The 26,649-nt window shown below is 72.3% G+C and carries 29 protein-coding genes; 15 read left to right on the top strand and 14 right to left on the bottom strand.

From position 1 onward, the window contains the following. Positions 1-4: 4 nt before the first annotated feature. Entirely contained in the window at positions 5-412 is a 408-nt protein-coding gene (locus DEJ31_RS07845) for an NUDIX domain-containing protein (protein ID WP_258366224.1), read from the bottom strand. Between the two features lie 35 nt (positions 413-447). Further along, a complete protein-coding gene (locus DEJ31_RS07840; RefSeq protein ID WP_110902965.1) occupies positions 448-1,743 on the bottom strand; it encodes a glutamyl-tRNA reductase in 1,296 nt (431 codons plus the stop codon). Between the two features lie 74 nt (positions 1,744-1,817). Here DEJ31_RS07840 and hemE point away from each other — a divergent pair, with 74 nt between their 5' ends. The 11 genes from hemE (at position 1,818) to hemL (ending at position 12,001) form a co-directional block, all read left to right on the top strand. After that, positions 1,818-2,939, top strand: coding sequence for a uroporphyrinogen decarboxylase (gene hemE, locus DEJ31_RS07835; RefSeq protein WP_111043663.1), 1,122 nt, complete (start codon positions 1,818-1,820; stop codon positions 2,937-2,939). Continuing rightward, a complete protein-coding gene (locus tag DEJ31_RS07830) occupies positions 2,936-4,288 on the top strand; it encodes an NAD(P)/FAD-dependent oxidoreductase (RefSeq protein ID WP_111121588.1) in 1,353 nt (450 codons plus the stop codon). The genes hemE and DEJ31_RS07830 overlap by 4 nt, the downstream gene beginning before the upstream one ends. A gap of 134 nt (positions 4,289-4,422) precedes the next feature. Then, entirely contained in the window at positions 4,423-4,689 is a 267-nt protein-coding gene (locus tag DEJ31_RS07825; protein WP_110902968.1) for a hypothetical protein, read from the top strand. Beyond that, a complete protein-coding gene (locus tag DEJ31_RS07820; RefSeq protein WP_110902969.1) occupies positions 4,686-5,144 on the top strand; it encodes a phage holin family protein in 459 nt (152 codons plus the stop codon). Before DEJ31_RS07825 ends, DEJ31_RS07820 begins: the two co-directional genes overlap by 4 nt. Positions 5,145-5,197: 53 nt before the next feature. Next, positions 5,198-5,437 carry a DUF3618 domain-containing protein gene (locus tag DEJ31_RS07815; RefSeq protein WP_239539903.1) on the top strand — a complete coding sequence of 80 codons (240 nt, stop codon included), beginning with the start codon at positions 5,198-5,200 and terminating at the stop codon, positions 5,435-5,437. 141 nt (positions 5,438-5,578) lie between these two features. After that, a complete protein-coding gene (hemQ, locus tag DEJ31_RS07810; protein ID WP_110903014.1) occupies positions 5,579-6,316 on the top strand; it encodes a hydrogen peroxide-dependent heme synthase in 738 nt (245 codons plus the stop codon). Next, complete coding sequence (locus DEJ31_RS07805) at positions 6,313-7,548, top strand: ferrochelatase (RefSeq protein WP_181421503.1); 1,236 nt, start codon at positions 6,313-6,315, stop codon at positions 7,546-7,548. Before hemQ ends, DEJ31_RS07805 begins: the two co-directional genes overlap by 4 nt. Before the next feature lie 29 nt (positions 7,549-7,577). Continuing rightward, the gene (hemC, locus tag DEJ31_RS07800) at positions 7,578-8,660 is read left to right on the top strand and encodes a hydroxymethylbilane synthase (RefSeq protein ID WP_110902970.1); all 1,083 of its coding nucleotides are present in this window, start codon (positions 7,578-7,580) and stop codon (positions 8,658-8,660) included. A gap of 52 nt (positions 8,661-8,712) precedes the next feature. Next, positions 8,713-9,609, top strand: coding sequence for a uroporphyrinogen-III synthase (locus DEJ31_RS07795; protein WP_111121587.1), 897 nt, complete (start codon positions 8,713-8,715; stop codon positions 9,607-9,609). Then, a complete protein-coding gene (gene hemB / locus DEJ31_RS07790; RefSeq protein ID WP_111121586.1) occupies positions 9,606-10,661 on the top strand; it encodes a porphobilinogen synthase in 1,056 nt (351 codons plus the stop codon). Before DEJ31_RS07795 ends, hemB begins: the two co-directional genes overlap by 4 nt. After that, on the top strand, positions 10,658-12,001 hold the full coding sequence (gene hemL, locus DEJ31_RS07785) for a glutamate-1-semialdehyde 2,1-aminomutase (protein ID WP_111121585.1): 1,344 nt from the start codon (positions 10,658-10,660) through the stop codon (positions 11,999-12,001). Before hemB ends, hemL begins: the two co-directional genes overlap by 4 nt. Before the next feature lie 140 nt (positions 12,002-12,141). Here the strand turns inward: hemL and DEJ31_RS07780 are convergent, their stop codons facing one another. Both DEJ31_RS07780 and DEJ31_RS17165 read right to left on the bottom strand, forming a co-directional pair. Beyond that, a complete protein-coding gene (locus DEJ31_RS07780; RefSeq protein ID WP_111121584.1) occupies positions 12,142-12,927 on the bottom strand; it encodes an ABC transporter ATP-binding protein in 786 nt (261 codons plus the stop codon). 38 nt (positions 12,928-12,965) lie between these two features. Next, positions 12,966-13,634, bottom strand: a complete 669-nt coding sequence (locus tag DEJ31_RS17165) for a GntR family transcriptional regulator (RefSeq protein ID WP_111043670.1) — start codon at positions 13,632-13,634, stop codon at positions 12,966-12,968. 107 nt (positions 13,635-13,741) lie between these two features. Here DEJ31_RS17165 and DEJ31_RS17575 point away from each other — a divergent pair, with 107 nt between their 5' ends. Beyond that, the gene (locus tag DEJ31_RS17575) at positions 13,742-15,022 is read left to right on the top strand and encodes a sensor histidine kinase (RefSeq protein WP_111121583.1); all 1,281 of its coding nucleotides are present in this window, start codon (positions 13,742-13,744) and stop codon (positions 15,020-15,022) included. Beyond that, positions 15,019-15,678 (top strand): response regulator transcription factor, encoded by a 660-nt coding sequence (locus DEJ31_RS07765; protein ID WP_258366223.1) that lies wholly within the window; start codon positions 15,019-15,021, stop codon positions 15,676-15,678. The genes DEJ31_RS17575 and DEJ31_RS07765 overlap by 4 nt, the downstream gene beginning before the upstream one ends. A gap of 106 nt (positions 15,679-15,784) precedes the next feature. Here DEJ31_RS07765 and DEJ31_RS07760 read toward each other — a convergent pair whose 3' ends face one another. The 4 genes from DEJ31_RS07760 to DEJ31_RS07745 form a co-directional block, all read right to left on the bottom strand. Beyond that, on the bottom strand, positions 15,785-16,684 hold the full coding sequence (locus tag DEJ31_RS07760; RefSeq protein ID WP_111121581.1) for a L,D-transpeptidase: 900 nt from the start codon (positions 16,682-16,684) through the stop codon (positions 15,785-15,787). Positions 16,685-16,790: 106 nt separating this feature from the next. Then, positions 16,791-17,306 carry a hypothetical protein gene (locus DEJ31_RS07755; protein ID WP_110902979.1) on the bottom strand — a complete coding sequence of 172 codons (516 nt, stop codon included), beginning with the start codon at positions 17,304-17,306 and terminating at the stop codon, positions 16,791-16,793. 158 nt (positions 17,307-17,464) lie between these two features. Beyond that, entirely contained in the window at positions 17,465-18,442 is a 978-nt protein-coding gene (locus DEJ31_RS07750; protein WP_110902980.1) for an MDR family oxidoreductase, read from the bottom strand. Positions 18,443-18,511: 69 nt separating this feature from the next. Then, positions 18,512-19,540: a 6-phosphofructokinase gene (locus DEJ31_RS07745; RefSeq protein ID WP_110902981.1), complete on the bottom strand. Its 1,029-nt coding sequence runs from the start codon at positions 19,538-19,540 to the stop codon at positions 18,512-18,514. 152 nt (positions 19,541-19,692) lie between these two features. Between DEJ31_RS07745 and DEJ31_RS07740 the strand changes: the two genes are divergently transcribed. Further along, complete coding sequence (locus DEJ31_RS07740) at positions 19,693-20,676, top strand: DNA-3-methyladenine glycosylase (RefSeq protein ID WP_181433476.1); 984 nt, start codon at positions 19,693-19,695, stop codon at positions 20,674-20,676. A gap of 32 nt (positions 20,677-20,708) precedes the next feature. Here DEJ31_RS07740 and DEJ31_RS07735 read toward each other — a convergent pair whose 3' ends face one another. Further along, the gene (locus DEJ31_RS07735) at positions 20,709-21,572 is read right to left on the bottom strand and encodes an NAD-dependent epimerase/dehydratase family protein (protein WP_111121669.1); all 864 of its coding nucleotides are present in this window, start codon (positions 21,570-21,572) and stop codon (positions 20,709-20,711) included. A gap of 129 nt (positions 21,573-21,701) precedes the next feature. Between DEJ31_RS07735 and DEJ31_RS07730 the strand changes: the two genes are divergently transcribed. Further along, complete coding sequence (locus DEJ31_RS07730; RefSeq protein WP_146240603.1) at positions 21,702-21,917, top strand: hypothetical protein; 216 nt, start codon at positions 21,702-21,704, stop codon at positions 21,915-21,917. Position 21,918: 1 nt separating this feature from the next. Here the strand turns inward: DEJ31_RS07730 and DEJ31_RS07725 are convergent, their stop codons facing one another. From DEJ31_RS07725 to DEJ31_RS07700, 5 genes are all read right to left on the bottom strand, one after another. After that, on the bottom strand, positions 21,919-22,701 hold the full coding sequence (locus DEJ31_RS07725; RefSeq protein WP_111121580.1) for a DeoR/GlpR family DNA-binding transcription regulator: 783 nt from the start codon (positions 22,699-22,701) through the stop codon (positions 21,919-21,921). 1 nt (position 22,702) lies between these two features. Next, on the bottom strand, positions 22,703-23,698 hold the full coding sequence (pdxA, locus tag DEJ31_RS07720; protein ID WP_110902983.1) for a 4-hydroxythreonine-4-phosphate dehydrogenase PdxA: 996 nt from the start codon (positions 23,696-23,698) through the stop codon (positions 22,703-22,705). Between the two features lie 9 nt (positions 23,699-23,707). Then, complete coding sequence (locus DEJ31_RS16865; protein WP_181433475.1) at positions 23,708-24,892, bottom strand: four-carbon acid sugar kinase family protein; 1,185 nt, start codon at positions 24,890-24,892, stop codon at positions 23,708-23,710. Then, positions 24,889-25,899, bottom strand: a complete 1,011-nt coding sequence (locus DEJ31_RS07705; RefSeq protein ID WP_110902985.1) for a 2-keto-3-deoxygluconate permease — start codon at positions 25,897-25,899, stop codon at positions 24,889-24,891. The genes DEJ31_RS16865 and DEJ31_RS07705 overlap by 4 nt, the downstream gene beginning before the upstream one ends. A gap of 193 nt (positions 25,900-26,092) precedes the next feature. Beyond that, positions 26,093-26,506: a DUF2382 domain-containing protein gene (locus DEJ31_RS07700; RefSeq protein ID WP_111121579.1), complete on the bottom strand. Its 414-nt coding sequence runs from the start codon at positions 26,504-26,506 to the stop codon at positions 26,093-26,095. Positions 26,507-26,649: the final 143 nt, after the last annotated feature.

The raw sequence follows: 26,649 nt of genomic DNA, 5'->3' as shown, positions 1-26,649 counted from the left end.
TCGGTCAGTCGACCAGTCCCGCCCGCGTCAGCAGGCGGAGCGTCTCGACCCCGGCCGGCGGGCAGCGTCCGGCGTCGTCGGAGGTGACCCACTCCACCTCGTCGACCTCTGCGGAGGCGACGGGCGTGGCGGAGTCCAGCGCGCCTCCCGGCCGTGCCAGGAACAGGGTCATCGCGACGATCGTGCCGGGTGCCTGCCCGTGCGCCGGTTCGGTGACGACCGCGAACTCGTCGACGTCTTCCGCGGTGAGGCGCAGGCCGGTCTCCTCGTACGCCTCGCGCACGGCGGCGTCGACGGCGGTCTCGCCGGGCTCGACCTTGCCACCCGGCAAGTACAGGACGTCACGTCCGCGGGCGCGCACCATGAGCACCCGTCGGTCGCGGACCAGCAGGAGCGCACTGACGTCCAACACGGGTACGGCCGGGAGGCCCGCACCGCCCGAGCCGGTCAGCTCGCGTCCGCCTCGTCGTCGCGCACACGCGCGGCCAGCGGCACGACCGGGGACGGCACGTCCGCCACGGGTTCCGGGCGCACCCCGAAGAGCGCGTCGAGCGCCCCGGTGAAGTCGTCGCCGCGACCGGCACGGCCGAGTTCGCGTGCCCGGACGGAGGGGCGGTGCAGCAGCACGCCGACCAGGTGCCGGAGCGCCCGCTCGGTCTGTTCCGCGGACTCGGGCGTGGTGTCACCGCGACGCTTCACCCGGTCGATCTCGTCGTCGAGGATGTCGAACACGTGCTTGCGCAGCGCGACGAGCGCCGGGGTGGTCGACTGCTCGAGCGCCTGCGCGCGGAACCGCGAGACCGCGTCGTCGACGATCGCGCGCGCCTCGGTCTCGGCGTTGAGTTCGGCGATGGGGGCATGGATGCTGATCGTCTCGAGGTCGAGCAGCTCGACGCCCTCGACGTCGGCGGCGTCGGGGTGCACGTTGCGGGGGAGCCCGAGGTCGATGACGATCCGTCGGGCGCCGTCGTCCAGGTCGCAGGCCTCGACGACCGGGACCTCGCTCGACGTGCAGGTGATGACGACGTCGCTCGTGCCGATCGCGGTGCGCAGGTCGGTGGCGGCGACCAGGTCGTGCTTCGCGGCGAACCAGGGGGCACGGCCGGACGGCGAGAAGACCTGGATCTGCTGGGCACCACGGTCGCGGAGGGCGGCGATGGTGGTCGCGGCGTAGCTGCCGGTGCCGACGAGGAGCACGCGCGTGGTGGCCCAGTCGGTGAGGCGCGAGGAGGCGAGCTCGAGTCCGAGTCGGACGAGCGACCGGCCGGCGGCGCCGATGCGGGTGCGGGTCTTGACCCCGCGGGAGGTGTGGGCGGCCTCCTGGAAGAGGCGCTCGAGCTCCGAGGTGGTGGTGCCGTTCCGGCGGGCGTCCTCGAGGGCCCGTCGGACCTGACCGGAGATCTCGGTCTCGCCGACGACGACGGACTCGAGTCCGCTCGACACGGCGAAGAGGTGCTGTACGACGTCGCCGCCGCCGAGGACCTGCACGGAGTCGAGGACCTCGTCCGCCTGCAGGTCGCTCGCTGCCGAGACGGCCTCCACCGTGGCGCGGACCGCTGCGTCATCGTCGCCGGCGATGTCGAGGTAGGCCTCGAACCGGTTGCACGTGGCGAGGACCACGGCGCCGTCGAGCACGTCCGAGTCCGTGACGAGGCGGCTGGCGGCCGCGGGTGCTCCGATGCTCAGACGCTCCAGGAGGTCGAAGCTGGCGTTGCGATGCGACGCCGTGAGACAGATGAGCACGTGTTCAATGGTAACCCCGCCGTCCCGAGCGCCAGATCGGAGAACGGCCCTGTTCGCGGTGCGAGAATCGTCCGGTGACCGACGCGCTCCCTGCCACCCATCCGCTCGCCGACGGACGCACCGCGGGCTCCCGGCTCGTCCGGGCACTCCGGGGCGACCGACCGGAGACGCTGCCGGTCTGGTTCATGCGCCAGGCGGGCCGGTCGCTGCCCGAGTACCGGGAGCTCCGGGTCGGGACGGCGATGCTCGACGCGTGCCTGGACCCGGCCCTGGCGTCCGAGATCACCCTGCAGCCGGTGCGTCGGCACGGGGTCGACGCCGGCATCTTCTTCAGCGACATCGTCGTGCCGATCAAGCTCGCCGGCGTGGACGTCGAGATCGTCCCGGGCCGCGGCCCCGTCCTCGGTTCCCCGGTCCGGACCGCGGCGGACGTCGACGCCCTGGGTCGGCTCGAGCCGGAGGCCCTGGCGCCGATCTCCGAGGCCGTCGCCCGCACCGTCGCCGAGCTGGGCAGCACGCCGCTCATCGGGTTCGCCGGCGCACCCTTCACCCTCGCCGCCTACCTGGTCGAGGGTGGGCCGTCGAAGGACCACCTCCGTGCCCGGACGATGATGCACGCCGACCCGGAGACCTGGTCGCGGCTGCTGGACTGGGCGGCCGACGTGTCGGGGGCGTTCCTCCGCGCACAGGTCCTCGCCGGTGCCTCGGCCGCGCAGCTGTTCGACTCGTGGGTCGGCTCGCTGTCGCGGGCGGACTACGTCGAGCGGGTCGCACCGCACTCGGCGACGGCGCTGTCCCACGTCGCGGACCTCGGCGTCCCGCGCATCCACTTCGGCGTCGGCAGCGGCGAGGTCCTGGCGGACATGGCGACGGTCGGCGGCCACGCGGACGCCGTCGACGCGGTCGGGGTGGACTGGCGCCTGCCCCTCGACGAGGCCGTGCAGCGCGTCGGCACCGGCGTCACCGTGCAGGGCAACATCGACCCGGCGATGCTCGCGGCCCCGTGGGAGGTCCTCGAAGCACACGTCCGTGCGGTCGTCCGCCGAGGCGGGGTCGCTCGGGCGCACGTCGTGAACCTCGGGCACGGGGTGCCGCCGGAGACCGACCCGGCGGTGCTCACCCGCGTCGTCGAACTCGTGCACTCGCTGGGCGACGGGACCGACGGGACCGACGGGGCCGGGAGCGCCGGGGCATGACCGACGTCGTCGTGGTCGGCGGCGGGGTCGCCGGGCTCGTCGCGGCGCGCGACCTGGCGAAGGGCGGCGCGCACGTGGTGCTGCTCGAGGCCTCCGGCGCGCTCGGCGGCATGATCCGCCGGCACACCGTCGCCGGGCTCGACCTCGACATGGCGGCGGACTCGTTCGCGACCCGGACGGACGCCGTGTCCTCGCTGGCGATCGAACTGGGCCTCGGCAACGACATCGTCTCGCCGGACCCCCGGGGTGCGTGGCTGATGACCCGCGACGGCCGCACCGCCCCCATCCCCTCGACCGGGCTGCTCGGGATCCCGGGCACGCCGATGGCCGCCGACGTCATCGCGGTCGTCGGCGGCGCCGGGGCCCTCCGTGCGCAGATGGACGCCCTGCTGCCCTCGCCCGTCGGCGCGCGGGCGACGTCGCTCGGCGCGATGGTCCGACGCCGGATGGGCGCGAAGGTGCTCGACGACCTCGTGGTGCCGGTCGTCGCGGGCGTGCACTCCACGCACCCGGACGACCTGGACCCCGACCGTGTGGCGCCCGGACTGCGCGCGGCACTGCAGCGGGAGGGGTCGCTCGCCCGAGCCGTGCTCGCACTCCGGAAGCGGGCCGTCGCGGGCTCGGCGGTGCAGGGCCTCCGTGGCGGCATCGCCCGACTGGTCGACGAGCTCGTCGCAGACCTCGACACGTACCGGGTCGACGTCCGGCTGCACACCCGGGTGACGCGCGTCGAGCGGGCGGCGGTCGAGGCCACCTCCGCCGACGGCCGGATCGAACGACTGGCCGCCGACCACGTGTTCGCGACCGTGGCCGACCCCGCCCGTGTCGCCGCGCCGCGACGGTCCGGCATCGAGCTCGTCACACTCGTGGTCGACCGGCCCGAGTTGGACGCCGCCCCGCGCGGCACCGGCATGCTCGTGCACCCGGCGGCGGTCGGCGTCGCCGCGAAGGCGCTGACGCACGCGACGGTGAAGTGGCCGTGGCTGGCGGAGCAGGCGGCCGGGAGGCACGTGCTGCGTCTCAGCTACGCCCTGCCCCCGGCAGGTGCCGCCCAGGCGACCGGCGCTGCCGACGCGACGGCCGCGGACCAGGTCGCCACGAGCCTCCCGGTCGACCCGGCCGGACCGGTCAGCGTCCGCGCGACCACCGATGCGTCCGCCCTGCTCGGCCTGGAGGTCGGGCCGGAGCACGTCGTCGGTGCCGCTCGCGTGCTGTGGCACGGGCCGGACGCCGAGGCCGCCGGACTGGCCGAGGGGGTCGTCGGCATCGGCGAGGCGTCGTCCGGGCGGGGCCTCTCGGGCATCGTGACGGCGGCCCGTGCCGCGGCTGAGCGCATCCTGGATTCCTGAGCGGACCGCTGATGCCCCGAGGGCTACTGTTGGGGGAACCGTCGGACACATGCCGATCGGTGCATGACCCCGCAACGGTGCATCACGAAGCACAGTGCTCACGACAGCACACTGACCCAACGGAGGAACCGCTCATGCGAGGAAAGCTCCTTTTCATTGCCGGCGCAGCGCTCGGGTACGTCCTGGGATCGCGAGCCGGACGGGCTCGGTACGAGCAGATCAAGACCGTCAGCGGCAAGGTCTGGAACAGCAACGGCGTCCAGAAGAGCGTCCACGACGTCGAGGGCTTCGTGCAGGACCGCACGCCCGACGTCGCCGACTTCATCGGTGAGCAGACCAAGAAGGTCGTCCGCAAGGTCAGCTCCAAGGCGTCTTCCAACAAGGGCTCGCAGATCTCATGACCGACACACGCGACCGGAAGTCGCGGTCGCTGTTCGGCCTCGTCAAGGAGCTCCCGGACCTCGTCAAGGACCTGGTGAAGGGCGAGATCTCGCTCCTCAAGGCCGAGATGATCGGCAAGGCGAAGGTCTTCGGCGTCGCCGCGGGCATCCTGATCGCCGCGCTCGTCATCGTGCTGTACGCGATCGGCGTGCTCCTCACCGCAGCGGTGATGGGCCTCGCGACCGTGATGCCGGCATGGCTGGCTGCGCTGCTGCTCGCCGTGCTGATGCTCATCGTCGCCGGGATCCTCGGACTCGTCGGCTGGAAGCGCCTGAAGAAGGGCCTGCCGATCGCGCCGAAGCGCACGATCGCCAGCGTCAAGAACGACGTCAACGCCGTCAAGGGCCTCGGCTGGAAGCCGACCCCGGAGACGCAGCGTGGTGCCCGCAAGCCCGACGTCGACGGCCGGTTCTGACCGCCAGTGGTCCCGCTGACCCCCGTCATCCCCACGAACCCATCGGAGGACCAGTGACCGACCCGAAGGACGAGCACGGCGACATCGCCGACCGCGTCGCCGCCACCCGCGCCCAGCTGTTCGACACCCTCGACGCGATCGAGGACAAGCTCAACGTGCCGAAGCAGCTCGGCATCGCGGCGTCGAAGGTGAAGCGCGGTGTCGACGAGAACCCCGTGCCCTACCTGGCCGGTCTCGCAGCGGGAGTGGCAGTGGTCGGGGGTATCGTCGTAGCGGCGCTCCGACGACGGTGATCCACAGGCGGCGAGCCACCGCGAGCCACTGTGGAACGTCGGTCCGGACGCCTGCTCGGCGACGGGGACGGGCAGCCCACACCCCTGGCAACCGTGCCGCTGGCGATCGTGCTCGCGGCCACCGTGGAGGACGACCGATCCATGAGCACTGACGTGCCCACACCAGCACCGAACGCACCGCACGAGACCGATCCCGCGTCCGGCATCGACCCGAACCTGCTCACCGCCTACGCCCTGTGGGCGGTCTTCCGTCGTCCGGTCGGTGCGGTCGCCCGCGGCGGTGACGAATCGGTCGCCGAACTCGACGCCGTCGTCGCGGCCGGAGCCGAGCGAGGCGTCACCATCCGCGGCTTCTACGACGTCTCCGGCTTCCGTGCCGACGCCGACGTCATGATCTGGCTGCACGGCGACGACGCGCAGACCATCCAGGCGGTCCTCCGGGACGTGCGTCGAACGGCGCTCTTCCGCGATGCCGAGCCCGTCTGGCACGCGATGGCCATGCACCGCGAAGCCGAGTTCAACAAGCGGCACACGCCTGCCTTCCTCCGCGGCAAGGACCCCGAGGCCTGGATCACGGTCTACCCGTTCGTCCGGTCCTACGAGTGGTACCTGCTGCCGGAAGCCGAGCGTTCGGGGATGCTCCGTGACCACGGCATCGCCGGCGCCAAGTACCGCCGTGTCCTCACGAACACCATCGCCGCCTTCGCCCTGGGCGACTACGAGTGGATCCTGCCGCTCGAGAGCCCCGACCTGGTCGACCTCGTCGACCTGATGCGCGACCTCCGCTACACCGAGGCCCGCATGCACGTCCGCGAAGAAGTGCCCTTCTACACGGGTCGCCGCGTGACGACCGCCGAACTCCCGGAGGTGCTGTCATGACCGACACCAGCATGATCACGAACGGACAGCCCGTCCTGGCCGCCACCGCTGCGGCCGCCTCCGGCCCGGAGCACGTCGAGGTCCCGACCGCCTACGACGCGATCCTGCTCGCCGGCTTCGGCGGTCCGGAGGGCCAGGACGACGTCATCCCCTTCCTCCGCAACGTCACCCGTGGACGGGGGATCCCGGACGAGCGCCTCGAAGAGGTCGCGCACCACTACCGTCACTTCGGCGGAGTCAGCCCGATCAACGCCCAGAACCGCGCGCTCAAGGCCGCACTCGAGGCCGAGCTCGCATCGCGCGGCATCGACATGCCCGTGCTCTGGGGCAACCGCAACTGGGAGCCCTACCTCGAAGGCGCGTTCACCGAGGCCGCCGACAAGGGCTACAACAAGCTCATCGCGATCGCCACGAGCGCGTACTCGTCGTTCTCCAGCTGCCGCCAGTACCGCGAGGACTACGCCCGCGTGCTCGACGAGACCGGTTTGATCGACACCATCCAGATCGACAAGGTCCGCCAGTTCTTCGACCACCCGGGCTTCGTCCGACCGTTCGTCGACGGCGTCCGGGACGGCCTGGCCCGCGCGATCGCCGAGAACGACGGGCTCGACGTCGCGACCGAGCTGCAGGTGCTGTTCTCCACGCACTCGATCCCGTCGACCGACGCCGCCCGGTCCGGTCCCGACTACCGCGGCTTCGACGAGCACGGGGCGTACGAGGCGCAGCACCTGGCCGTCGGCGAGGTCGTCCTCGACCAGGCGTGGGCGGAGCTGCTCGAGCAGCCCGAGCACGCCCACCTGCAGGGAACGTCGAAGCCCGCCTGGAAGCTCGTCTACCAGTCCCGCTCCGGCCCCCCGACGCAGCCGTGGCTCGAGCCGGACATCAACGACTACATGAACGAGGAGCTCAAGGGCGGCCCGACCCGCGCCGTGCTCATCGTGCCGCTCGGCTTCGTCAGCGACCACATGGAGGTCATGTGGGACCTCGACGAGGAAGCCACCGAGACCGCCGGGGAGCTCGGCTACTGGTCGCTCCGCACGCAGACCCCCGGCGTCGACCCCGCCTACGTGTCCGGTCTCGTCGACCTCGTGCTCGAGCGGGTCAACGGGACACCGAAGGCCGAGCGACCGCACATGACCGACATCGGGCCCTGGTACGACGTGTGCCGTCCGGGGTGCTGCGAGAACGTGCGAGCGGGGTTCAAGCCCGCCGTGGCCGGCGTCGCCCCGTGACCGGCGGACCCACTTCGGAGCATCCGGCAGTGCAGGACCCCGCATCCTCGAAGTCGTCGGGCGACAAGCCCGCCATCCGGCTGGGCACCCGCGCCAGCCGGCTCGCGGTCGCCCAGTCACAGGACATCGCGGACCGGCTCGCCAAGGTGTCCGGGCGGCCGGTGGAACTCGTCACCGTGACCAGCGAGGGCGACACGAACCGCGCCTCCCTGGCGTCGCTCGGCGGCACCGGCGTGTTCGCGTCGGCGCTCCGTGAGGCCCTGGTGGCGCACGAGGTCGACGTCCTCGTGCACTCCCTCAAGGACCTGCCGACGGCGCCGTACCCGGGCCTGACGATCGGCGCGGTACCGAAGCGCGCTGACGCTCGCGACGTCCTGGTCGCCCGCAACGGCGCGACGGTGGAGACCCTGCCCGAGGGTGCGACCGTCGGGACGGGATCACCCCGCCGTGCCGCGCAGCTCAAGGCCGACCGACCCGACCTCGACGTCGTCGACATCCGCGGCAACATCGACACCCGGCTCGCCCGTGTCGAGGACGACCTCGACGCCGTCGTGCTCGCCGCCGCCGGACTCGGTCGCATCGGTCGACTCGACGCGGCCACCGAGCTGCTCGACCTCGGCTTCTGGCCGAGCGCTCCCGGCCAGGGCGCCCTGGCCGTCGAGATCCGTGCGGACGAGGACGACCGGAACCTGCTCGCCGCCCTGCGGAAGATCGAGCACGCCCCCACCCGGCTCACCGTCACCGCAGAACGTGAGGTCCTGGCGAAGCTCGAGGCCGGCTGCTCCGCGCCGATCGGTGCGACGGCGGTCGTCGACGCCGAGATGCTCCTGGTGTCCGCGACGGTGTACAGCCCGGACGGGTCCGAGTACCGGACGGCCTCGCACGCGGCCGTGCTCGACGGGTCGGCGCAGGACCGCCTCGACGAGGCCCTGTCCGTCGCCGACCGGGTCGCCGCCGAGCTGCTCGAGAACGGCGCCGCCGAACTGGCCGACCTGTCGAGCTCCGCCGGGTCGGACTCGGCCGAGCACGACGCCGAGCACACCGTCGGCCCCGGCCTCGACACCCCCGGTACCGAGGGTCCGTCCGACACGTCCGCCACCGCGACCGAGTAGGGCGACGATCACCACGGACACCACGCGGCACGACACGACCGGGCACCGGCCCGTGGTCGTCGTCCCGCGCGGTGGCTCCTGGGGTGAACGGGTCGCCGCCGCGGCCACGGCGCGCGGGCTCGACCCGCGCATCGTGCCGCTCGTCACCGACGCTCCGCCACTCGACGCCAGCCCCCTCGACCGGATGGTCGCCCGGCTCGAGGCCGGGAGGCCCGGAGCGGCTCCCGACCCCGGCCAGCCCTCCCAGGTTCCACAATTCCGCGGCCTCGAGGCGTCGGGTTCCGACATCGTGGAACCTCGACGACCCGCACGCGGCGAGTCGTCGGACCTCGACGGCGCGGGCGCCGACGCCGAGCCGGCAAACGCCAGTGGCGCCGGCGACGACTGGCTCGTGGTGACCAGTGCGACCACCGTGCGGGTGCTCGCGGAACGCTTGCCGGGCCTCCCAGCCGGGGTCCGCGTCGCCGCCGTCGGCGAGGCGACCGCTCGCGTAGCCCGCTCCGCCGGGTGGACCGTCGACCTCGTTCCGGAAGACCAGTCGGCTGCCGGACTCGTGCGGGCGCTCCCGGCGGACGCCCGACTCGTCCTGCACCCGCGCTCCGACCTGGTGGCACCCACCCTCGTCGACGGCCTGCGCGCCCGGGGCATCGACGTGTCGGAGGTGGTCGCGTACCGTACCGTCGGGACCGGAGACGCGCCGATCCCGGGCGACCCCGCGCCGGACGTCGTCCTCGTGACGAGCGGCAGCATCGCCCGCGAAGTCGCTCGTCGTCTCACCCCACTCGACCCGCGCACCCGGATCGCCTGCATCGGCCCGGGCACCGCCGCCGAGACCCGCGACGCCGGACTTCCCGTGCACGTCGTCGCAGCCGAGCGGTCCGCCGAAGCCCTCCTCGACGCCGTCGTCGAGTCCCTCGCCCCACACCCCGAACAGGAAGGTCACTCGTGACTGGACGCTTCCCCCAGGTCCGCCCCCGACGGCTCCGCGCCACCCCCGCGATGCGTCGACTCGTCGCCGAGACCCGGCTCCACCCCGCCGAGCTCGTGCTGCCGATGTTCATCCGCGAAGGCGCCACCGACGCGATCGACATCACGAGCATGCCCGGGGTCCAGCAGCACTCCCTCGACTCGTTCCGCCGTGCGCTCAACGAAGCAGCGTCGGTGGGGATCGGCGGCGTGAACCTGTTCGGCGTGCCCGAGCGCAAGGACACCGTCGGCTCCGGCGCGACGGACCCGGACGGCATCCTCAACGTCGCGATCCGGGTGGCGAAGGAGGAAGTCGGTGACGCGCTCGTCGTGCAGTCCGACCTGTGCCTCGACGAGTTCACCGACCACGGTCACTGCGGGGTGCTCGCGACGGACGGTTCGGTCGACAACGACGCAACGCTCCTGCGGTACCGGGACATGGCGGTCGCGCAGGCCGAAGCCGGCGCCGAGCTGGTCTGCCTGAGCGGGATGATGGACGGCCAGATCGCCGCCGCCCGCGCCGCCCTCGACGTCTCCGGCCACTCCGGCACGGCGCTCCTCGCCTACGCCGCGAAGTACGCCTCCGCGTTCTACGGCCCGTTCCGGGAGGCCGTCGCCTCGACCCTGCAGGGTGACCGGCGCACGTACCAGCTCGACTCCGGCAACGGGCGCGAGGGGCTGCGCGAGGTCGAGCAGGACATCGAGGAGGGCGCCGACATCGTCATGGTGAAGCCCGCCATGAGCTACCTCGACGTCCTCGCCCGCACCGCGGACACCTCGCCCGTCCCGGTCTGGGCGTACCAGATCTCGGGCGAGTACGCGATGATCACCGCAGCCGCCCAGAACGGCTGGATCGACCGTGACGCCGCCGCCATGGAGGCCCTCATCGGCATCAAGCGCGCCGGTGCCGACGCGATCCTCACGTACTTCGCGGTCGACATCGCCCGCAAGCTCAACGACGAAGCGGGTCTGCGCACCTCGGGCAGCACTGCGGACGTCGCCGGCATCGCCACGACCGGGAAGGCCCCCGAATGACCTCGACGACGACCACGAACGACCAGCTGTTCGGCCGTGCGAAGAACAGCATCCCCGGGGGTGTGAACTCGCCGGTCCGTGCGTACGGCTCGGTCGGCGGCACACCCCGGTTCCTCGTCGACGCGAAGGGCGCGTACGTCACCGACGCCGAGGGTCGCGAGTACGTCGACCTCGTGGCGTCCTGGGGGCCGGCGATCCTCGGGCACGCCCACCCCGGCACGGTCGAGGCCGTCCAGCAGGCGGCGGCCCGCGGGCTGTCGTTCGGCGCGTCCACCCCGGGCGAGACCGAGCTGGCCGAACTCGTGAAGCAGCGGGTGCAGGTCGACGGCGACGGTCCGATCGAGAAGATCCGCATGGTGTCGACCGGCACCGAGGCCACCATGACCGCGATCCGTCTGGCGCGGGGCTACACCGGCCGTGACCTGCTGGTGAAGTTCGCCGGCCACTACCACGGCCATTCCGACTCGCTGCTGGCCGAGGCCGGCTCCGGCGTCGCGACGCTCGCCCTCCCGGGCAGCGCCGGCATCACGGCCGAGACCGCCGCGCAGACCCTGGTGCTGCCGTACAACGACCTGGAGGCCGTCCGCCGCGCCTTCGACGAGCACTCCGAACGCATCGCCGCCGTGATCGTCGAGGCCGCAGCCGCGAACATGGGCGTCCTGGCACCCGAGCGCGGGTTCAACCGGGCGCTCGCGCAGATCACCCGGTCGCACGGCGCGCTGCTCATCGTCGACGAGGTCCTCACCGGCTTCCGCGTCGGACCCGCCGGCTGGTGGGGCCTCGAAGCATCGAACACCGTCCCCGACGGTGCCGGGTGGAAGCCCGACCTGGTCACCTACGGCAAGGTCATCGGTGGCGGCATGCCCCTCGCCGCGCTCGGCGGTCGGCGCGAGGTGATGGACTTCCTCGCGCCGCTCGGCCCCGTGTACCAGGCCGGCACGCTCTCCGGGAACCCGCTGGCGGTCGCCGCCGGCATCGCCACGCTCCGCGCTGCGACGGCCGACGTCTACGCGCACCTCGACCGCACGGCCGAGGTCGTGTCGCGGGCCACGAGCGAGGCGCTGTCGGCCGAGGGCGTGGCGCACACCGTGCAGCACGCCGGGAACCTGTTCTCGTTCGCCTTCACGGACACGCCGCCACGGAACTACGACGACGTCCGAGCGCAGGACGTCTTCCGGTACGCGCCGTTCTTCCACAGCATGCTCGACTCCGGCGTCGCCCTGCCGCCGAGTGTGTTCGAGGCGTGGTTCCTCACCGCGGCGCACGACGAGCGTGCGGTCTCGCAGATCCTCGACGCCCTGCCCGCTGCGGCGAAGGCCGCGGGCGCCGCCACGGCCTGACGGGGGTGCCTGCGCGAGACGCCTCGGAGTGCCCGAGACACCCCTGAACTCCAAGGCGTCTCGGTGCTTCCGGGGCGTCGTGCGGTGACGGGCCCGTCTCGCGGCGGCGGCACGCGGCACGGCCGGGAGGCGCGGCTCGTCTAGTCCGCGCGGCGCGCGTGCCAGCGCCCACCGCTGCGCTCGACGGCGAGCGGGAAGTCGAACGCCGCCGACACCTGCGCCGAGGTGATGACCTCGTCAGCGTGCCCCTGCGCCACGACGCCCCCGTCCCGCAGCAGCATCGCGTGCGAGGTCGACGCCGGCAGGTCCTCCAGGTGGTGCGTCACCATCACACTGCCGAGGCCGGGCTGCCGGACACGCAGAGCGTCGACGGTCTCGAGCAGGTGTTCACGGGCGGCGACGTCGAGGCCGGTCGCGGGTTCGTCGAGCAGCAGCAGCCGTGGCTCGGACATCAGCGCCCGGGCGATCAGCGCTCGTCCCCGTTCGCCCTGGGACAGCACCGGCCAGCGGGCGTCACGACGGGCGGCCAGCCCGACGTCGGCGACGTGCTGTTCGGCGCGGACGACCTGCTCGGCGGTCGGCTCCCACCGCACCATGAGGTCGGTCGTGCCGGTGAGGCCGGTGAGCACGGTCTCGAGGACGGTGAGTGGCGAGAGCATCCGGTGCCGCGGGTCGACGTGGCCGATGTGTTCGCGGAGCTCCCGGACGTCGACACGACCCAGGCGGTGCCCGAGCATCTCGACCGTGCCCGCGGAGGGGTGCCCGGTCGCCCCGAGGACGGCGAGCAGCGTGGACTTGCCCGCACCGTTCGGACCGAGCAGTGCCCAGTGCTCGCCGGCGCGGACGGTCAGGTCGACGTCGTGCAGCAGGTCCCGGCCGCTGCGGGTGACACGGAGTCCGGAGGTGCGGAGGAGGACGTCGTTCATCCCGCCATCCTCGCGCACCTCGGCGGACGCGGCCGCTGTCAGGCCGCTGCGGCCCGGGCGGTGGCCAGGTGCTCGGCCATCGCACGTCCGAGTCCGCGGACGAGGGCTCCGCCGGCTTCGCCGTCGCGGCCCTTCGCCGCGGCGCGGAACCCGTCGAGGGCCTGTTCCACGTCCCAGAAGACGAACTCGGGCTCGCCGATCCGCACGAACTTCGCCCGGTTCAGCAGGGACTCGCTCGTCTTGATCAGCAGCTCGTTGCCGGACTTCTGCACCATGAACGCGATCGCCCGGTCGATGTCGTCGTTCAGCGCGCGGTCCTCGGCCTTCGCGTGGGCACGCATGTCGTCGAGGATCGCGCCGAACGCCTTCACGTCGGCGTCCTCGAAGCGGGGGAAGGACCAGCGGGCGGCGAGCTCGCCGAAGCCGAAGAGCATCTGGAACGCGTCGTCGTAGGCCTCACGGGTCGGCGAGGCGACGCGGGTGTACCGGTTCGCCTCCATCTCGACCAGGCCGTAGTCGACGAGCTTGGCGATCGCCTCGCGGATCGGAGTGCGACTGACACCCAGCCAGGCGACGAGTTCGTCGTCGTTCAGGCGTTCGCCGGCCTGCAGCGTGCCGTCCTGGATGGCGGCGAGCATCTTCTCGAGGACGACGTCCCGGAGGAGCTTCCGGGGCGAGTTCTCGACGGTCGACTTGGGTACCGGCATCCGGGTCTCCTCAGTGAAGGTGTTCGGAACTCAAATCCTAACGTGACATTGTGCAAACGCTTGGCTTCTAAACGAGGATCACTGGTGACATCTGGTATTCTGCCCCGATGGGCAACGGACCGGCCGAGCGATGCGGTTCAGGACAGCGCAGCCGCCGATGGCGCGATGGAGGTCGGCCGAGCGGAGAACAGGGCAGCGGCAGGATCCGACGTCATGGCGCCGACGCACTCGTCGCGCTCGGGTTCGCCGTCGTGCTCGTCGTCTACTCGATCCTCGAGACCGGCTTCGCCTACCAGGGGCCGGAGAACGTCATCCCGGTGGCCGCCGTCCTGCTCGTCCTGGTCCGCCGACTGATCCCCTGGCTGGGCCTCGCCGGACAACTCGGCGTCGATCTCGTCGACCGCTGGGCGGCGATCTCCAGTGAACCCTTCGGCGCCGCCGTCGCCCTGTTCACGATCGCGACGATGCGGAACACCCGGACCCTCGTCGTCGCGAACGGCGTCGCACTCGTCGTGCTCGTCGCCTCCGTGGCGGTGGCGGGCCGGACGGTCCGAGGCGCCGTCGTCTGCCTCGCCGTGTACGCGCTCGGCTCGGTCAGCGGATGGGCCGTCCGCCGCTCATCCCTGCAGCGGCTCCACGTGCTCCGGCTCGGCGTACTGGCCCGTCAGCATCGAGAGGCGCTGGCACGAGCCGAGGAGCGGGCGACGATCGCAGCCGCGGCGCACGACACCGTGACCGCCGCACTCGCGGTCGTGCTCCGGCTCGGCGAGGCCGCTCGCGCCCAGGTCGACCACGACCCTCGGACCGCTTCGCTGACGTTGGAACGACTCACGACGGTCGCGCGGTCCGGCATGGGCGAGGTCCGCCGCTTCGTGCGCATCGTGGACCCGGACCCAGACCGAGACCCAGACCCAGAGCGAGACCCAGACCGAGAGCCATGCGCCGAGGGCAGCGCGGCGACGTCCCTCGACCAGGTGATCGCCGACGTGCGTGCTGCGGGCGTCCCGATCTCGTCGTCGGTCAGGGGAGCCCCGGCGGACGGCCGCACAGCGGAGGTCGTCACCCGCGTCGTGCAGGAGTCCCTCACGAACGTCCTCAAGCACGCTGACCCCACCGCGGTGCAGGTCCTCGTCCGCTACCCGGAGGACGGGACACCCGGGTCCGTGCTCGTCCGGAACGACGGCGTCCGGCCCGGCCCGCGCGGGAACGGGCGTGGCCTCCGCGGGCTGGAGCGCCGGTTGCAGGCGGTCGGTGGACGATGTGTCGCCGGCCCGGCGGAGCAGGACGGCACGTGGGAGGTGACGGCGGTCCTGCCGGGTGGGGCGGGCCTCCCGTCCGTCGCCGTCCCGGACCGCACCGACCGGACCGGAGCGGGGAATCGGCCGTGATCCGGGTCCTCGTCGTGGACGACCACGACCTGCTCCGGACCGGCACGGCGATGGTCGTCGGTGCCGCACCCGACATGACCGTCGTCGGCGAGGCGAGCAACGGCCGTGACGCCGTGCACCGAGCCGGCGGACTCCGACCGGACGTCGTCGTGACCGACGCCCGGATGCCCGGGACGGACGGCATCGCGGCGACCGCCGAGATCGTCCGGCGGTTCCCCGAATGCCGCGTCCTCGTCCTCACCGCCTTCGACGTCGACGACCACGCCTTCGGTGCGCTCGATGCCGGGGCGAGCGGGTACCTGCTCAAGGACTGCACGGCCGACGAGCTCCTCGCAGGGATCCGCGCGGTCGCTGCAGGGAACGCGATCGTCGCGCCACACGCGACCCGGCGCCTGTTGGAACGGACCCGCGGGACCCTGCTCGTGTCCGACGGCGCCGCGGCTGATCGTGGCCGGTTCGATGCGCTCTCCGGCCGCGAACACGAGGTGCTGCGGGCGGTGGTCCGCGGGGCGTCGAACGCAGAGATCGCCGGCGAGTTGTTCATCTCCGAAGCCACCGTGAAGAGCCACGTCGCGAGCATCCTCCGCAAGACCGGGCTCCGCGACCGGATCCACGTGGTGATCGAGGCGTTCCGCTGCGGGTACGTCCAGGGCTGACGAGCGGTCGGCACCGGCGGGCAGCATGCCACCGCGTCGCCGGGTGGATCGTCGTCGCTCTCGGCATCGCGGCGGCAGTGCGTCAGGGCAGCAGAGCACCACCGCGTCACGGCGTCAGCCGGATCGCCGTCCCCAGTGGGAGCACGTCGACCGCCGCGAGTGCACCCGGCCCGACCCGGATGCAGCCGTGTGAGACCGCACCGCCGCCGATCGGTCCGACGTGGATGCCGATCAGGCCGCCGTCATCACCCCCGTAGGGTTCGTCCTGCCGGGTGGCGTGCAGCGACGTGAGTTGGATCCGGTGTGCGGACTGGCCCTGCGCCGGGTCCGTGTACCGGGCCTGCAGGTAGCCGCTCACGTCGGTCGGGGTGGGCGTCCCCGGGGTGCCGACCCCGACCGGGAACTGCTGCTCCCGCTTCCCGGCCCGGACGGTCATCGTCGCCCGCGCGACCGACACGATCACCGAGGCGTCCACGGGACGCAGCGGCGGCAGCGCGTCGGTCCGGACGTAGGCGGCCGTCTGGGCCGGTGCCCCGTCCGGGCCCGCGGCGGACGGGAGCACGCGTCGTGCCGGCGTGAGCACCACGGACCAGTCCCCGTCGGATCGGGTCACCGCGACGGTCGTCGCGTCGCCGAGGAAGTCGCGGGCCGGGAGGACCGCCACCGGTCGGTCACGGTCCTCACCGTAGAGCGGCAGATCCATCCGCAGTCGCCCGGCGGCCACCGGCGCGGTGTCCGGAGCTGCGAAGAGGTCGGGGACGACGGCGTCGTGCACTGCTGCCGGGAGACCGGCCGGATCGAAGGACGGTTCGGTCGTGGGCGGGTGTCGTGGAGTCGAGAGCGCGGACCCCGGCGTCCTCGTCGTGTCGGACGGTGTCACCGTGGGCGCGATCGGTGTCGCTTGTTGGTGCACTGCGGGCGCGGCGCAGGAGGCGGGTCCGCCCAGGACGAGGGCAGCAGCCAGGGCTGCCGCGACGAGGGATCGGGTCTTCCGGTGCGAGGACATGTCGTTCCATCCGGTGGTTCGAGGACAGGGCGCGGCCGTCCGCCCCGGGGCCGAGGCCCGAGGGGCGGGGTGGCCGTGACGGAGCCGCCACGACCACCCCCGGGGCTCATCCGGCGACGCGGGGCAACGTCCCCGTGCCCGACGTCCCGGTGCGCGGAGCTCCGGTTCCCGGAGCACCGGCCCCCGGCGCCGGCTTCTTCTGGAGGTCACCGCCACTCCCCGGCCCGTGGTTCCCGCTCGCGATCTCCTCGAGCTCCGACCCGTCGGTCGCTCGCCACCCGGCGGCGAGCAGGCGGCGGGCGCTGTCCTGGGTCAGGAGCCCGTTGCTGTCACGTTCGATCAGCGGCGGCTCGCCAGGCCCTTCCAGGCCGGGGATCGACCGGTTGGGGCCCTTGCCGCCCGGCGGCGCGGTGGGACCCGTCGAGGCCGTGGGGACCACCGTGGTCGGGGTCGAGGTGGTCGGCGCCGAGGTGGGCGTGGTCTGCGCCGCGACGGGTGGACCCGACACGTTCCCGTCCGGGCCCGACGCCGATGCGGAGGCCGCCACCGGTCCGAGGGCGATCGCCGAGACGAGCGCGACCGACGACGCGATGCCGACGATGGTCTTCTTGATGGTGTTCATCACCACTCCTTCTGTTCGTGTCACCGGCTCATCCGGCGACGTGAACAGTGAAGCGTTCGGGAGTGATGTGCCACATGCTGCCTGGGGGTGGTTCAGCGATCCGCCCTCCGGCTGAGTCCGCTGGGGGTCCTCCGTCCTGAGGACGACCGGCACCCGGGTCAGCGTCGGACGTCGACCACCGTCCGCCCGTGCACCCGTCCCGCGACCACCTCGGCGCCGACCTCGATCGCCGCCGCCAGGTCCACCGTCCGCGTGACCCCGGCGAGCAGCGCCGGGTCGAGGTCCGACACGAGCCGGTCCCACGCCCGCTTCCGCACCGGCAGCGGTGCGTCCACCGAGTTCACCCCGAGCAACGACACCCCGCGCAGGATGAACGGGAGGACCGTGGTCGGCAGGGCACTGTCCTGCGCGAGACCGCAGGCGGTCACCGCGCCGCCCCACTTCGTCGAGGCCAGGACGTTCGCCAGGGTCGCACCGCCGACGCTGTCGACCGCACCGGCCCAGATCGCACGCTGCATCGGCTTCCCGAGTTCCGCGATGGCGGCCCGGTCGATCACCTCGGTCGCGCCGAGCGCGCGCAGCGAGGCGTCGTTCTCCGGTCGCCCGGTCGACGCCGTCACGGTGTAGCCGCGCGCTGCCAGGAGGGCGATCGCCACCGTGCCCACGCCCCCGGAGGCGCCCGTCACCAGGATCGGCCCGTCCTCCGGCACGACCACGTGCTCGAGGGCCAGCACGCTGAGCATCGCCGTGAACCCCGCCGTGCCGATCGCCGCGGCACGCTCGTCGGGCATGTCGTCCGGCAGTCGCACCAGGGACCCGGCCGGGGCCAGCGCCCGCTCCGCCCAGCCGCCGTGTCGCGTCTCACCGAGTCCGGCGCCGTTGAGCACCACGCGGTCCCCGACAGCGACGTCGGTCACCCCGCTGCCCACTGCTGCGACCGTGCCGACGGCGTCGATCCCGGGGACGAGCGGATCCACCCGGGCGACGCCGGGGTTGCCGGCCAGCGCCAGGCCGTCCTTGTAGTTGACGCTGGACAGGGTGACGTCGAGGAGCGCCTCACCGGGGCCCGGGTCGCCGATCTCGACGTCGGTGACGGCGGGGGTTGCGGAACGTGAGGCGAGGACGGCGCGGGTCATGCGCGCGACGCTACCCCGGGCCTCCCGGCCGGAACCGGGCGGACCGGGCGGACCTCGGGTGGGACGGCGTCAGCCGAACATGATGGCGGCCTCGTCGTACCGGTCCTGCGGCACGGTCTTCAGCTCGCCGAGCGCGTCCGCGAACGAGACGTGCACGATGTCGGTGCCCTTCAGCGCGACCATCCGACCCCAGCGCTCCTCGACCACCGCGTCGATCGCCGCCAGCCCGAGGCGCGTCGACAGCACCCGGTCGTACGCCGTCGGCGTACCGCCGCGCTGGATGTGGCCCAGGGTCGTGGCGCGCGTTTCGATTCCCGTCATCTCCTCGATGAGCGGGGCGAGGCGCTCGCCGATGCCGCCCAAGCGAGGTCGGCCGAAGGCATCCAGGCCGCGCTCGGTGTGGGCGGTGTCCTCGTGGTCCGGGACGAAGCCCTCGGCGACCACGACGAGCGGTGCGCGTCCGCGGTCGTAGGCGGCCTGCACCCACTCCGCGATCTGCGCCAGGGACGTCTTCTGCTCGGGGATGAGGATCGCGTGCGCGCCCGCTGCCATGCCCGAGTGCAGGGCGATCCAACCGACGTGCCGGCCCATGACCTCGGCGACCATGCAGCGTGAGTGGGACTCGCCGGTGGTGCGCAGGCGGTCCATCGCCTCGGTCGCGATCGCCACCGCGGTGTCGAAGCCGAACGTGTAGTCCGTGGCACCGAGGTCGTTGTCGACCGTCTTGGGGACGCCGACGATCTTGAGCCCGGCGTCGGTGAGGCGCTTCGCGGCGGCCAGTGTGCCCTCGCCACCGATCGCGACGATGGCGTCGATGCCGTGCCGCTCGAGCGTCGCGGTGATGTTCTCGACGCCGCCCTTCGGGCCCTCGAACGGGTTCGTCCGGCTCGTGCCGAGGATCGTCCCGCCCTGCTTCGCGATGCCCTGGATGTCCTTGCGGCCGAGCGGCACGATGTCACCCTCGACCACGCCCCGCCAGCCGTCCCGGAAGCCGACGAACTCGTGGCCGTGGATCGCGATGCCCTTGAGCACGATGGCCCGGATGACCGCGTTGAGACCGGGGCAGTCGCCGCCGGAGGTGAGGATGCCGATGCGCATGGAGAGGACTTCCGATGTCGGGTTCGGTGGACCCCCTCATCATGGCCGACGCGGGTCCGGGACCGCCACGCTGTGACCGAGCTTGTGGACAACCGCCGGTGGTGCCGTCCGCCACGGTCGCCGGTGTCCGTACCGGCGTTTACGATCCCTGCATGGCTTCCGTCCGATCCGCTGCGGCGTCGACCGGCGACGCCGAGCAGGATCGCGACCCGCTCGTCGACCTACGCCGCGTCGACACCGTCTACCGGCCGGGAGGCCCGGTGGACGTGATCGCGACGCTGCGGCCCCTCTCGCGCGGCTCCGGTGACCCGGCGCACCGGGTGGTCGGGTCCGACGTGTGGCTCGCGTTGCGCACCCCGGAGGGGCCGGCGTCCGTCCTCGTCCGGGCCGTCAGCGACGCCGTCGCGATCAGCGCGTGGGGTGCCGGAGCCGCGTGGGCTGTGTCGCACGGACCGGACCTCGTCGGCCGCGGTGACGACTGGTCCGAACTCGACGTGTCTGCGCATGCGTTCCTGGAGCAGGCGCGACACCGCCAGCCGGGGTTACGGCTCCTCCGGACGAACACCGTCGTCGCGATGCTCGTGCCCGCGATCATGGAGCAGAAGGTGACCTCGCGGCAGGCCTGGCGTGCGTGGCGGTACCTCGTCCGACGCTTCGGAACGCCAGCACCCGGCCCGGCTCCGGAGGGCATGGTCGTCCCGCCGGACGCCGACACCTGGGCCCGGATCCCGAGTTGGGAGTGGCACAAGGCCGGCATCGAACCCGGGCGCTCCGCGACGGTGATGCGAGTCGTGAAGGTCGCGCCCGCACTCGAGCGGACGCTGACGCTCGGCCGCGGCGGGGAGCTCGTCGCGAGTCGGCTGCAGTCGATCCCCGGCGTCGGGCCGTGGACCGCCGCCGAGACGGCGCAGCGGGCACACGGCGACCCGGACTCGCCGAGCGTCGGGGACTACCACGTGCCAGCACTCGTCGGGTGGGCGCTCACCGGCGGTCCGGTCGACGATGACGGGATGCTCGAACTGCTCGAACCGTGGCGGGGGCACCGGGAGCGGGTCGTGCGGTTGATCGCGGGCTCGGGCTTCCGGAAGCCGGCGTTCGGGCCGCGGATGACGATCCAGGACCACCGGGGGCATTGAGTCCGCTCGGCCCGGATCCCACTGACCGGTGCTCAGGCGTGACGGTTGCCTGCGCCAGCGAGCACCGCGCGGTAGCCCTCGCGGTAGGTCGGGTAGCGGAACGCGAAGCCGGCCGACCGGAGGAGCGCGTTCGACAGCCGCTTGTCACCGCCCGCCTGTCGGTCTGACGCCGGGCCGGGCTGCGGTGCCGGCACCTGCAGTTCGTCGGCGAGGAACCGGAGCACGTCGTCCAGCCGGACGGGCTCGTCGTCGGTGCCCAGGTAGGTCAGTGCCGGGTCGTCCAGCGTCGCGAGGTGCACGATCGCGGCGGCGGCGTCGTCACGGTGGATGCGGTTCGTGTGGGGAGACGCTGCCGGGGTCGGCGCGAGTCGGGCATTGCCAGAGCGCACCTGGTTGAGGAGTCGCTCGCGCCCGGGCCCGTAGATGCCGGAGAGTCGGAGGAGCACCGCACCCGGAGCTCGCTCGCGGAGGAGCGCTTCGGCCTCCACGAGGACCTCCGCCGTGGGCGTCCCGCCGGTCGCCGGCGTCTCCTCGGTGACCTCGCTCCCGTCCGACACGTCGTAGACCGCGGTGGAGGACACGACGACGATCCGCGGCCTCGCTCCCGACCGGTCGATGCCGTCCAAGACGTTCCGGAGGCCGTCGACGTAGGTCGCGCGGTACTCGTCCGGGTCGCGGCTGCCGGCAGCCAGCGCCACGACGACGATCGCGGTGTCGACGTCGATCTCGGGGACGTCCTGCCGCAGGTCCGTGTTCCGACCCTCGATCGGTGCGGGCAGGAGTTCGGCGCGACGCCGGAGTCCGACGACGCGGTACCCGAGGTCGGCGAAACGGAGGGCGGCTTCGGTGCCGAGGTCGCCGCAGCCGGCGATGACGACGGTCTGGGAGGTGCTCATCCCCCGAGCGTCCCACGAGGAGTCGCGGAAGACCGGTGAGCGGCACATGTCGGGTCACACATGTCGGCGGCCTATCGTCGGGAAGGTCGTCGGTCCCCGTGAGCGGCGCAACACAGGAAGTCGGCGTTCGTGGACCGTATGCAGGCCATCACATGGCGACACGATTCCGGTGCGCACTGGACCGCCCGCCGCGACGGGATCGTCGTCGGCACGATCGACCAGGGCCAGGGGTACGAATTGCACTCCACGGACGGCACGATCCGCGGATCGCACAACTCGCTCGGCAACGCGCAGGCGCAGCTCGACGCCTGGGCAGCGTGGACGATCGGACCCGACCGCTCCTAGGTCAGCGGTCCGACCCGGGCTGCCCGGTCCCGGCAACGTGCACCGTCACGAACGCCGATGCCCGGAACGGTGCCAACTGCTCCTCCGTCACCCCGTCGTCGGTGACGAGCGACCACGACCGTTCGATCCGCGTCCACCAGTGGGACGACGCGACACCGAGCTTCGTCGAGTCCGCCAGCACGTACAGCTCCCGTGCCCGCTCGACCATCACGCGTTTGAGTGATGCCTGCTCCGGGGTCTCCTCACAGAGCCCGTGCTCCGCCGAGACCCCGTCGGCACTGAGGAACGCCACGTCGGCGGAGACGTCCGCCATGACCCGCTCGGCGAAGGGGCCGACGAACCCGGAGCTGATGTGCCGCAGCCGTCCGCCGACGACGATGAGCTCGACGCCCGTGCTGTGCTCGAGCGCGTTGGTGGTCGTCAGCCCGGTGGTCACGACGGTGATGCCCTCGCGGTGGACGAGGTTCCGCGCGAGGGCCCCGACCGTGGTTCCGGCGTCGAGTACCGCGACCGCTCCGGCTGGGATGAACGTGCTCGCGAGCCGTCCGATGGCGGCCTTCTGCTCCACCGCGATCGCCTCGCGCTCCCGCAGGCTCCGCTCCGCTCCGCCGATGGTCTGGGCGCCACCGTAGGTCCGGACGATGGCGCCGTCCCGCGTCATCGTGTCGAGGTCCCGCCGGATCGTCGACGCGGAGACCGAGTACACCGCTGCGAGCTCGTCGACGGTGACGGGCTTCTCCTGCAGCAGGCGGCTGATCTCGCGCCGACGGTCGCGGGCGTTCACGTCAGCCTTCGCGCTCCGGGGAGAGGTCGGCGGCCTGGCGGAGCGCTTCGAGCAGCGGTTCGTGGTCCACGATGTCCTTCCCGGCGATGTCGAACGCCGTTCCGTGGTCGACCGAGGTCCGGACGAACGGCAGGCCGACGGTGACGTTCACACCGTTCTTCAGCCCGAGCACCTTCACCGGGATGTGGCCCTGGTCATGGTACTGGGCGACGACCAGGTCGTAGTCGCCACGGCTGGCGAGCATGAAGAGGGTGTCGGCGGGCAGCGGGCCGATGACGTCGAGGCCTTCGGCGCGCGCACGGTCGACGCCGGGCTGGATCTTCTGGGCCTCCTCGTCGTTGCCGAACAGACCGTTCTCGCCGCCGTGCGGGTTGATGGCCGCGACGGCGATGCGCGGACGCTCGTTGCCGGAGCGGACGAGCAGGTCGTTGCCGCGCGTGATGGTGCGGTAGACCCGGTCGCCGTCGATCGCGGCGACGGCGTCGACGAGGCCCAGGTGGGTGGTGACGTGGATGACGCGCATGTTCGGCGCGGTCAGCATCATCGAGACCTCCTCGACCCCTGCGAGGGAAGCGAGCATCTCGGTGTGCCCGGGGAACTGGTGCCCGCCCATGTGCAGGGCCGCCTTGTTGAGCGGACCGGTGCAGATGGCGTCGATCTTGCCGGCCATGGCGAGCTCGACGGCCTTCTCGATGAACAGGAAGGCGCCGTGTCCGGCCTCGGCCGAGAGCTCGCCCCAGGCCAGGTCCTCGGGGATGCACGGGATGTCGAGGACGTCGATGGTGGTCGGGTCCTCGGTCACCTCGGACGGGTCGCTGATGCGGTTGAGGGTCAGTGTGCTCGACACGACGTCCATGGCGAGCTGCAGGCGGCGCAGGTCGCCGATGACGAACATCGTCGCCAGGGACCGGGTCGCCTGGTCGGCCATCGCCTTGGCGATGATCTCGGGTCCGACGCCGGCGGCGTCACCCATCGTGATCGCGATGATCGGCTTCATTGTTCTTCCTTACTGCTCTGTGTTCTGCTGTCGGAGGGCCCGGACGGTGCGGGCGAGGGTGCCGGCGTCGCCGAACGCCCCCGCCTTCGTCACGAAGACCGGCCGGTGGTCGGGGTGGCTGCTGAGGACGACGCCGGGTTCGACAGTGCCGTGCACGCGGACGGTGTCGATGCCGAGCGCGTCCAGGACGGCTCGGGCGGTCTCCCCGCCGGTCAGGACGAGAGCCCCGAAGCAGCCGGCGCTGCGGGTGACGGTCGCCGCGAGGGCTGCGGCGACGTCGAGGGCGTTGTCCTTGTCGACCGGCACGCCCAGGTCGGGGGTGAGGACGACGTCCGAGACGGAACGGGCGATCTGGTCCGTCGCCGCCTGTTCACCGTCGTCGCGGTGCCGCAACTCGACGTGCTCGGCACCGCGCCGGACGAGTTCGTCGATCTGCGATCGAGCGGGTCCGGAGTAGCTCCCGACGACGACGAGGACGCGGTCGACCGGCGCCAGCGGTGCCGTCGGTGTCGCGCCACTGTCTGCGAGCGACAGCATGTGCGCGGCGAGTCCGCCGGAGCCGGTCACGAGGACGGGGCCGGTGACCAGCCGGGAGGCCCGGGCGATCGTCTCGAGGTCGGCGTCGGTGACCGCGTCGAGGACGACCGCGTCGACGCCGTCGGCGTGCAGGCGGTCCAGCTGGGCCGCGATGTCCGCAGGGCTGTCCGTCGGAGCGGGGCTGAGCCTCCCGGCCTGGAGGCCCGCTGCGGTGAGCGATGCGGCCACGTCACCGGCGTGGTCGCCGTCGATGTTGGGCGCGCCACCGACGTGGACGACGCCTCCGACGGTGGTGCGGCCGGTGCCGGGGAAGGCCGGTGCGACGACCGCCAGGGCGCGCTCCGGTCCGGAGACGGCATCGAGTGCTGCCGCGACCTCGGCGCCGACGTTGCCGCGGAGCAGGGAGTCGATCTTCTTGAAGACCGGCCGACCGAGGTCCACCGAGCGGCGGACGACGGAGCCGACGAGCGAGGCGGCCTCTTGGCCGGACAGGTACCGGCTCTCGGTGTCGACCGCGAGCACGTCAGCGGCAGGCCAGGGGACCTCCGGGCCGAGGACGACCGCGCTGGTGCGGATCGCGCCGTACCCGGCCGCGGCGTCAGCGGCACCGGTTAGGTCGTCGGCGACGATCGTCAGGGTGGCTGCGGCGTCGCTCACGAGGCGGCCCGATCGACGGCGACGGCCGCGACGCCGGACGTGTCCCCACCGGTCTTCTTCGCGGCGAGGCGACGGGCGTACCAGGCGACGATGAGCGGGGTGCCGATCGACGTCACCACGATGGCGGCGGAGACGAGGACGGTCGCGGGACCCGCGGCCTCCTTGTACGCCGGGTTCGCGGCGGCCACGAGCATCGGTACCGCCGCCGCGTTGCCGGCGGTCGACGACGCGGCGAGTCCGCCGAGGCCGGTGCCGCCGGTGAAGCGGTCGGCGAGGAACAGCACAGCGCCGCTGAGGAACAGCACGACCAGGCCGAGCAGGACGCCGACGAGGCCGGCGCTGAGGACGGTCTGCAGGCTGATGCCGAAGCCGAGCGCCAGGCCGAAGAAGAAGATGAGCACCGGCGACGCCGACGACAGGAACTTCCGCATCGCCGGGTCGAGTGAGCCGAGGACCATGCCGAGCACCAGGGGGATCAGCGCGCCGACGAGTGCCTGCCACGGGAACGCGGAGAGGCCGGCGACGCCGAGGATGAGCATGGTGAGGAACGGGCCGGACTCGATCGTCATGATCGAGTATGCTGCGACGTCCTTCGGCTTGCCGTACTGGCCCATCAGTGCCATGTAGAGGCCGCCGTTCGTGTCGCTGAACGCGGCGACGAGGGCCAGGACGGACAGGCCGGCGAGGAAGCCGCCCTGGACGGGGAGCTCGGACATGAACTGCCCGGCGACCACACCGATGACGACGGCGAGCAGCACCTTCGAGCCGAAGAGCGCCCCGCCCTTCTTGAGGATGTAGGGCGTTGCGCGGAGGTCGATGCTCGCGCCCATGCAGACGTAGAAGACGGCCAGGATCGGCGTGCTCCCGGTGAGGAGGCCTCCGGTGAAGGAGCCGAAGAAATCCGCGGTGCCCGGGGCGACCGTCGCGAGGACGGCGCCCACGAGGAGCGGGACGAGCATCATGCCGCCAGGGACCTTCTCGATGGCGGCCTTGATCGGAACGGACATACGTAACTCCATCGTTTCGTTCCGGGTCGTTCCGGCCCGGTACGACAAGAGTTGCACACAACGCGCAGACACGTGCGCGTTGTGTGCAGAATGCGAAGCGACCCCGGCACACGCGCGGTCCTGCCCGGAACGAGACGAGCCTCCCGTCCGTCACGATGACGGCCAGGAGGCTCGGTGTGCTCGGGTGGGCTGCTCAGGCTGTCGGCCCGGTCACCTCGTCGACGTGCACGACCTCGTGCCGGAGGGTCTCGTCGACGACCACGTCGTGCGTGACAGTGTGCGTGGTGAGCGTGACGCGCTCGACCGGCACGACGACCTTCGAGACGACGAGTTGTTCCTCGTGCAGGACGACCACGATGGGTTCGCGGACGGTGTCGCCGGTGGCGGCGGGCAGGCGCGTGTCGCCGGTGATCGGCTCACGGGTCAGGCGGACCTCCTCGCGGCTGACGTCGACGGTGACGGTGCGCTGCTCGGTGACGATGTACCGCTCGAGTCGGACGCGTTCGGTGGCGTGACGCTCGGTGGTGACGGCGAGGCGCTCCTCGCTGCGGACCACCTCGACGTGGTCGTCAGCGTCGGACGCGTGCGGCTGGTCTCGATGGGTCATGGTCTGCTCCGTTGGGCCGTGGGGTGCTCCGGTGAGGGAACGGGAGGGGGCGGGAACGCCTGTCGGCCCCGCTCGTCATGATCGGGGCCGACAGGTGTGAGTGGGCTCAGTCCGGGCGACGGGTGGGCCGTCGCCGGTGGTGC

This window comes from Curtobacterium sp. MCPF17_031 (assembly GCF_003234035.1).
In the GTDB taxonomy this organism is placed as follows: domain Bacteria; phylum Actinomycetota; class Actinomycetes; order Actinomycetales; family Microbacteriaceae; genus Curtobacterium.
This window is presented reverse-complemented; position numbering and strand designations above follow the sequence as displayed.

Excerpts from the sequence above, each read along its gene's own strand:
- DEJ31_RS07750 (WP_110902980.1), bottom strand. The coding sequence starts at position 18,442 with ATGACCCGCGCCGTCCTCGCCTCACGTTCCGCAACCCCCGCCGTCACC.
- DEJ31_RS07820 (WP_110902969.1), top strand. The coding sequence starts at position 4,686 with ATGACCGACACACGCGACCGGAAGTCGCGGTCGCTGTTCGGCCTCGTC.
- hemQ (WP_110903014.1), top strand. The coding sequence starts at position 5,579 with ATGAGCACTGACGTGCCCACACCAGCACCGAACGCACCGCACGAGACC.
- DEJ31_RS07805 (WP_181421503.1), top strand. The coding sequence starts at position 6,313 with ATGACCGACACCAGCATGATCACGAACGGACAGCCCGTCCTGGCCGCC.
- DEJ31_RS07760 (WP_111121581.1), bottom strand. The coding sequence starts at position 16,684 with ATGTCCTCGCACCGGAAGACCCGATCCCTCGTCGCGGCAGCCCTGGCT.
- DEJ31_RS07745 (WP_110902981.1), bottom strand. The coding sequence starts at position 19,540 with ATGCGCATCGGCATCCTCACCTCCGGCGGCGACTGCCCCGGTCTCAAC.
- hemL (WP_111121585.1), top strand. The coding sequence starts at position 10,658 with ATGACCTCGACGACGACCACGAACGACCAGCTGTTCGGCCGTGCGAAG.
- DEJ31_RS07755 (WP_110902979.1), bottom strand. The coding sequence starts at position 17,306 with ATGAACACCATCAAGAAGACCATCGTCGGCATCGCGTCGTCGGTCGCG.
- DEJ31_RS07825 (WP_110902968.1), top strand. The coding sequence starts at position 4,423 with ATGCGAGGAAAGCTCCTTTTCATTGCCGGCGCAGCGCTCGGGTACGTC.
- DEJ31_RS07780 (WP_111121584.1), bottom strand. The coding sequence starts at position 12,927 with ATGAACGACGTCCTCCTCCGCACCTCCGGACTCCGTGTCACCCGCAGC.
- DEJ31_RS07735 (WP_111121669.1), bottom strand. The coding sequence starts at position 21,572 with ATGAGCACCTCCCAGACCGTCGTCATCGCCGGCTGCGGCGACCTCGGC.
- DEJ31_RS07740 (WP_181433476.1), top strand. The coding sequence starts at position 19,693 with ATGGCTTCCGTCCGATCCGCTGCGGCGTCGACCGGCGACGCCGAGCAG.
- DEJ31_RS07700 (WP_111121579.1), bottom strand. The coding sequence starts at position 26,506 with ATGACCCATCGAGACCAGCCGCACGCGTCCGACGCTGACGACCACGTC.
- DEJ31_RS07705 (WP_110902985.1), bottom strand. The coding sequence starts at position 25,899 with ATGTCCGTTCCGATCAAGGCCGCCATCGAGAAGGTCCCTGGCGGCATG.
- DEJ31_RS07830 (WP_111121588.1), top strand. The coding sequence starts at position 2,936 with ATGACCGACGTCGTCGTGGTCGGCGGCGGGGTCGCCGGGCTCGTCGCG.
- DEJ31_RS17575 (WP_111121583.1), top strand. The coding sequence starts at position 13,742 with ATGGGCAACGGACCGGCCGAGCGATGCGGTTCAGGACAGCGCAGCCGC.
- DEJ31_RS17165 (WP_111043670.1), bottom strand. The coding sequence starts at position 13,634 with ATGCCGGTACCCAAGTCGACCGTCGAGAACTCGCCCCGGAAGCTCCTC.
- pdxA (WP_110902983.1), bottom strand. The coding sequence starts at position 23,698 with ATGAAGCCGATCATCGCGATCACGATGGGTGACGCCGCCGGCGTCGGA.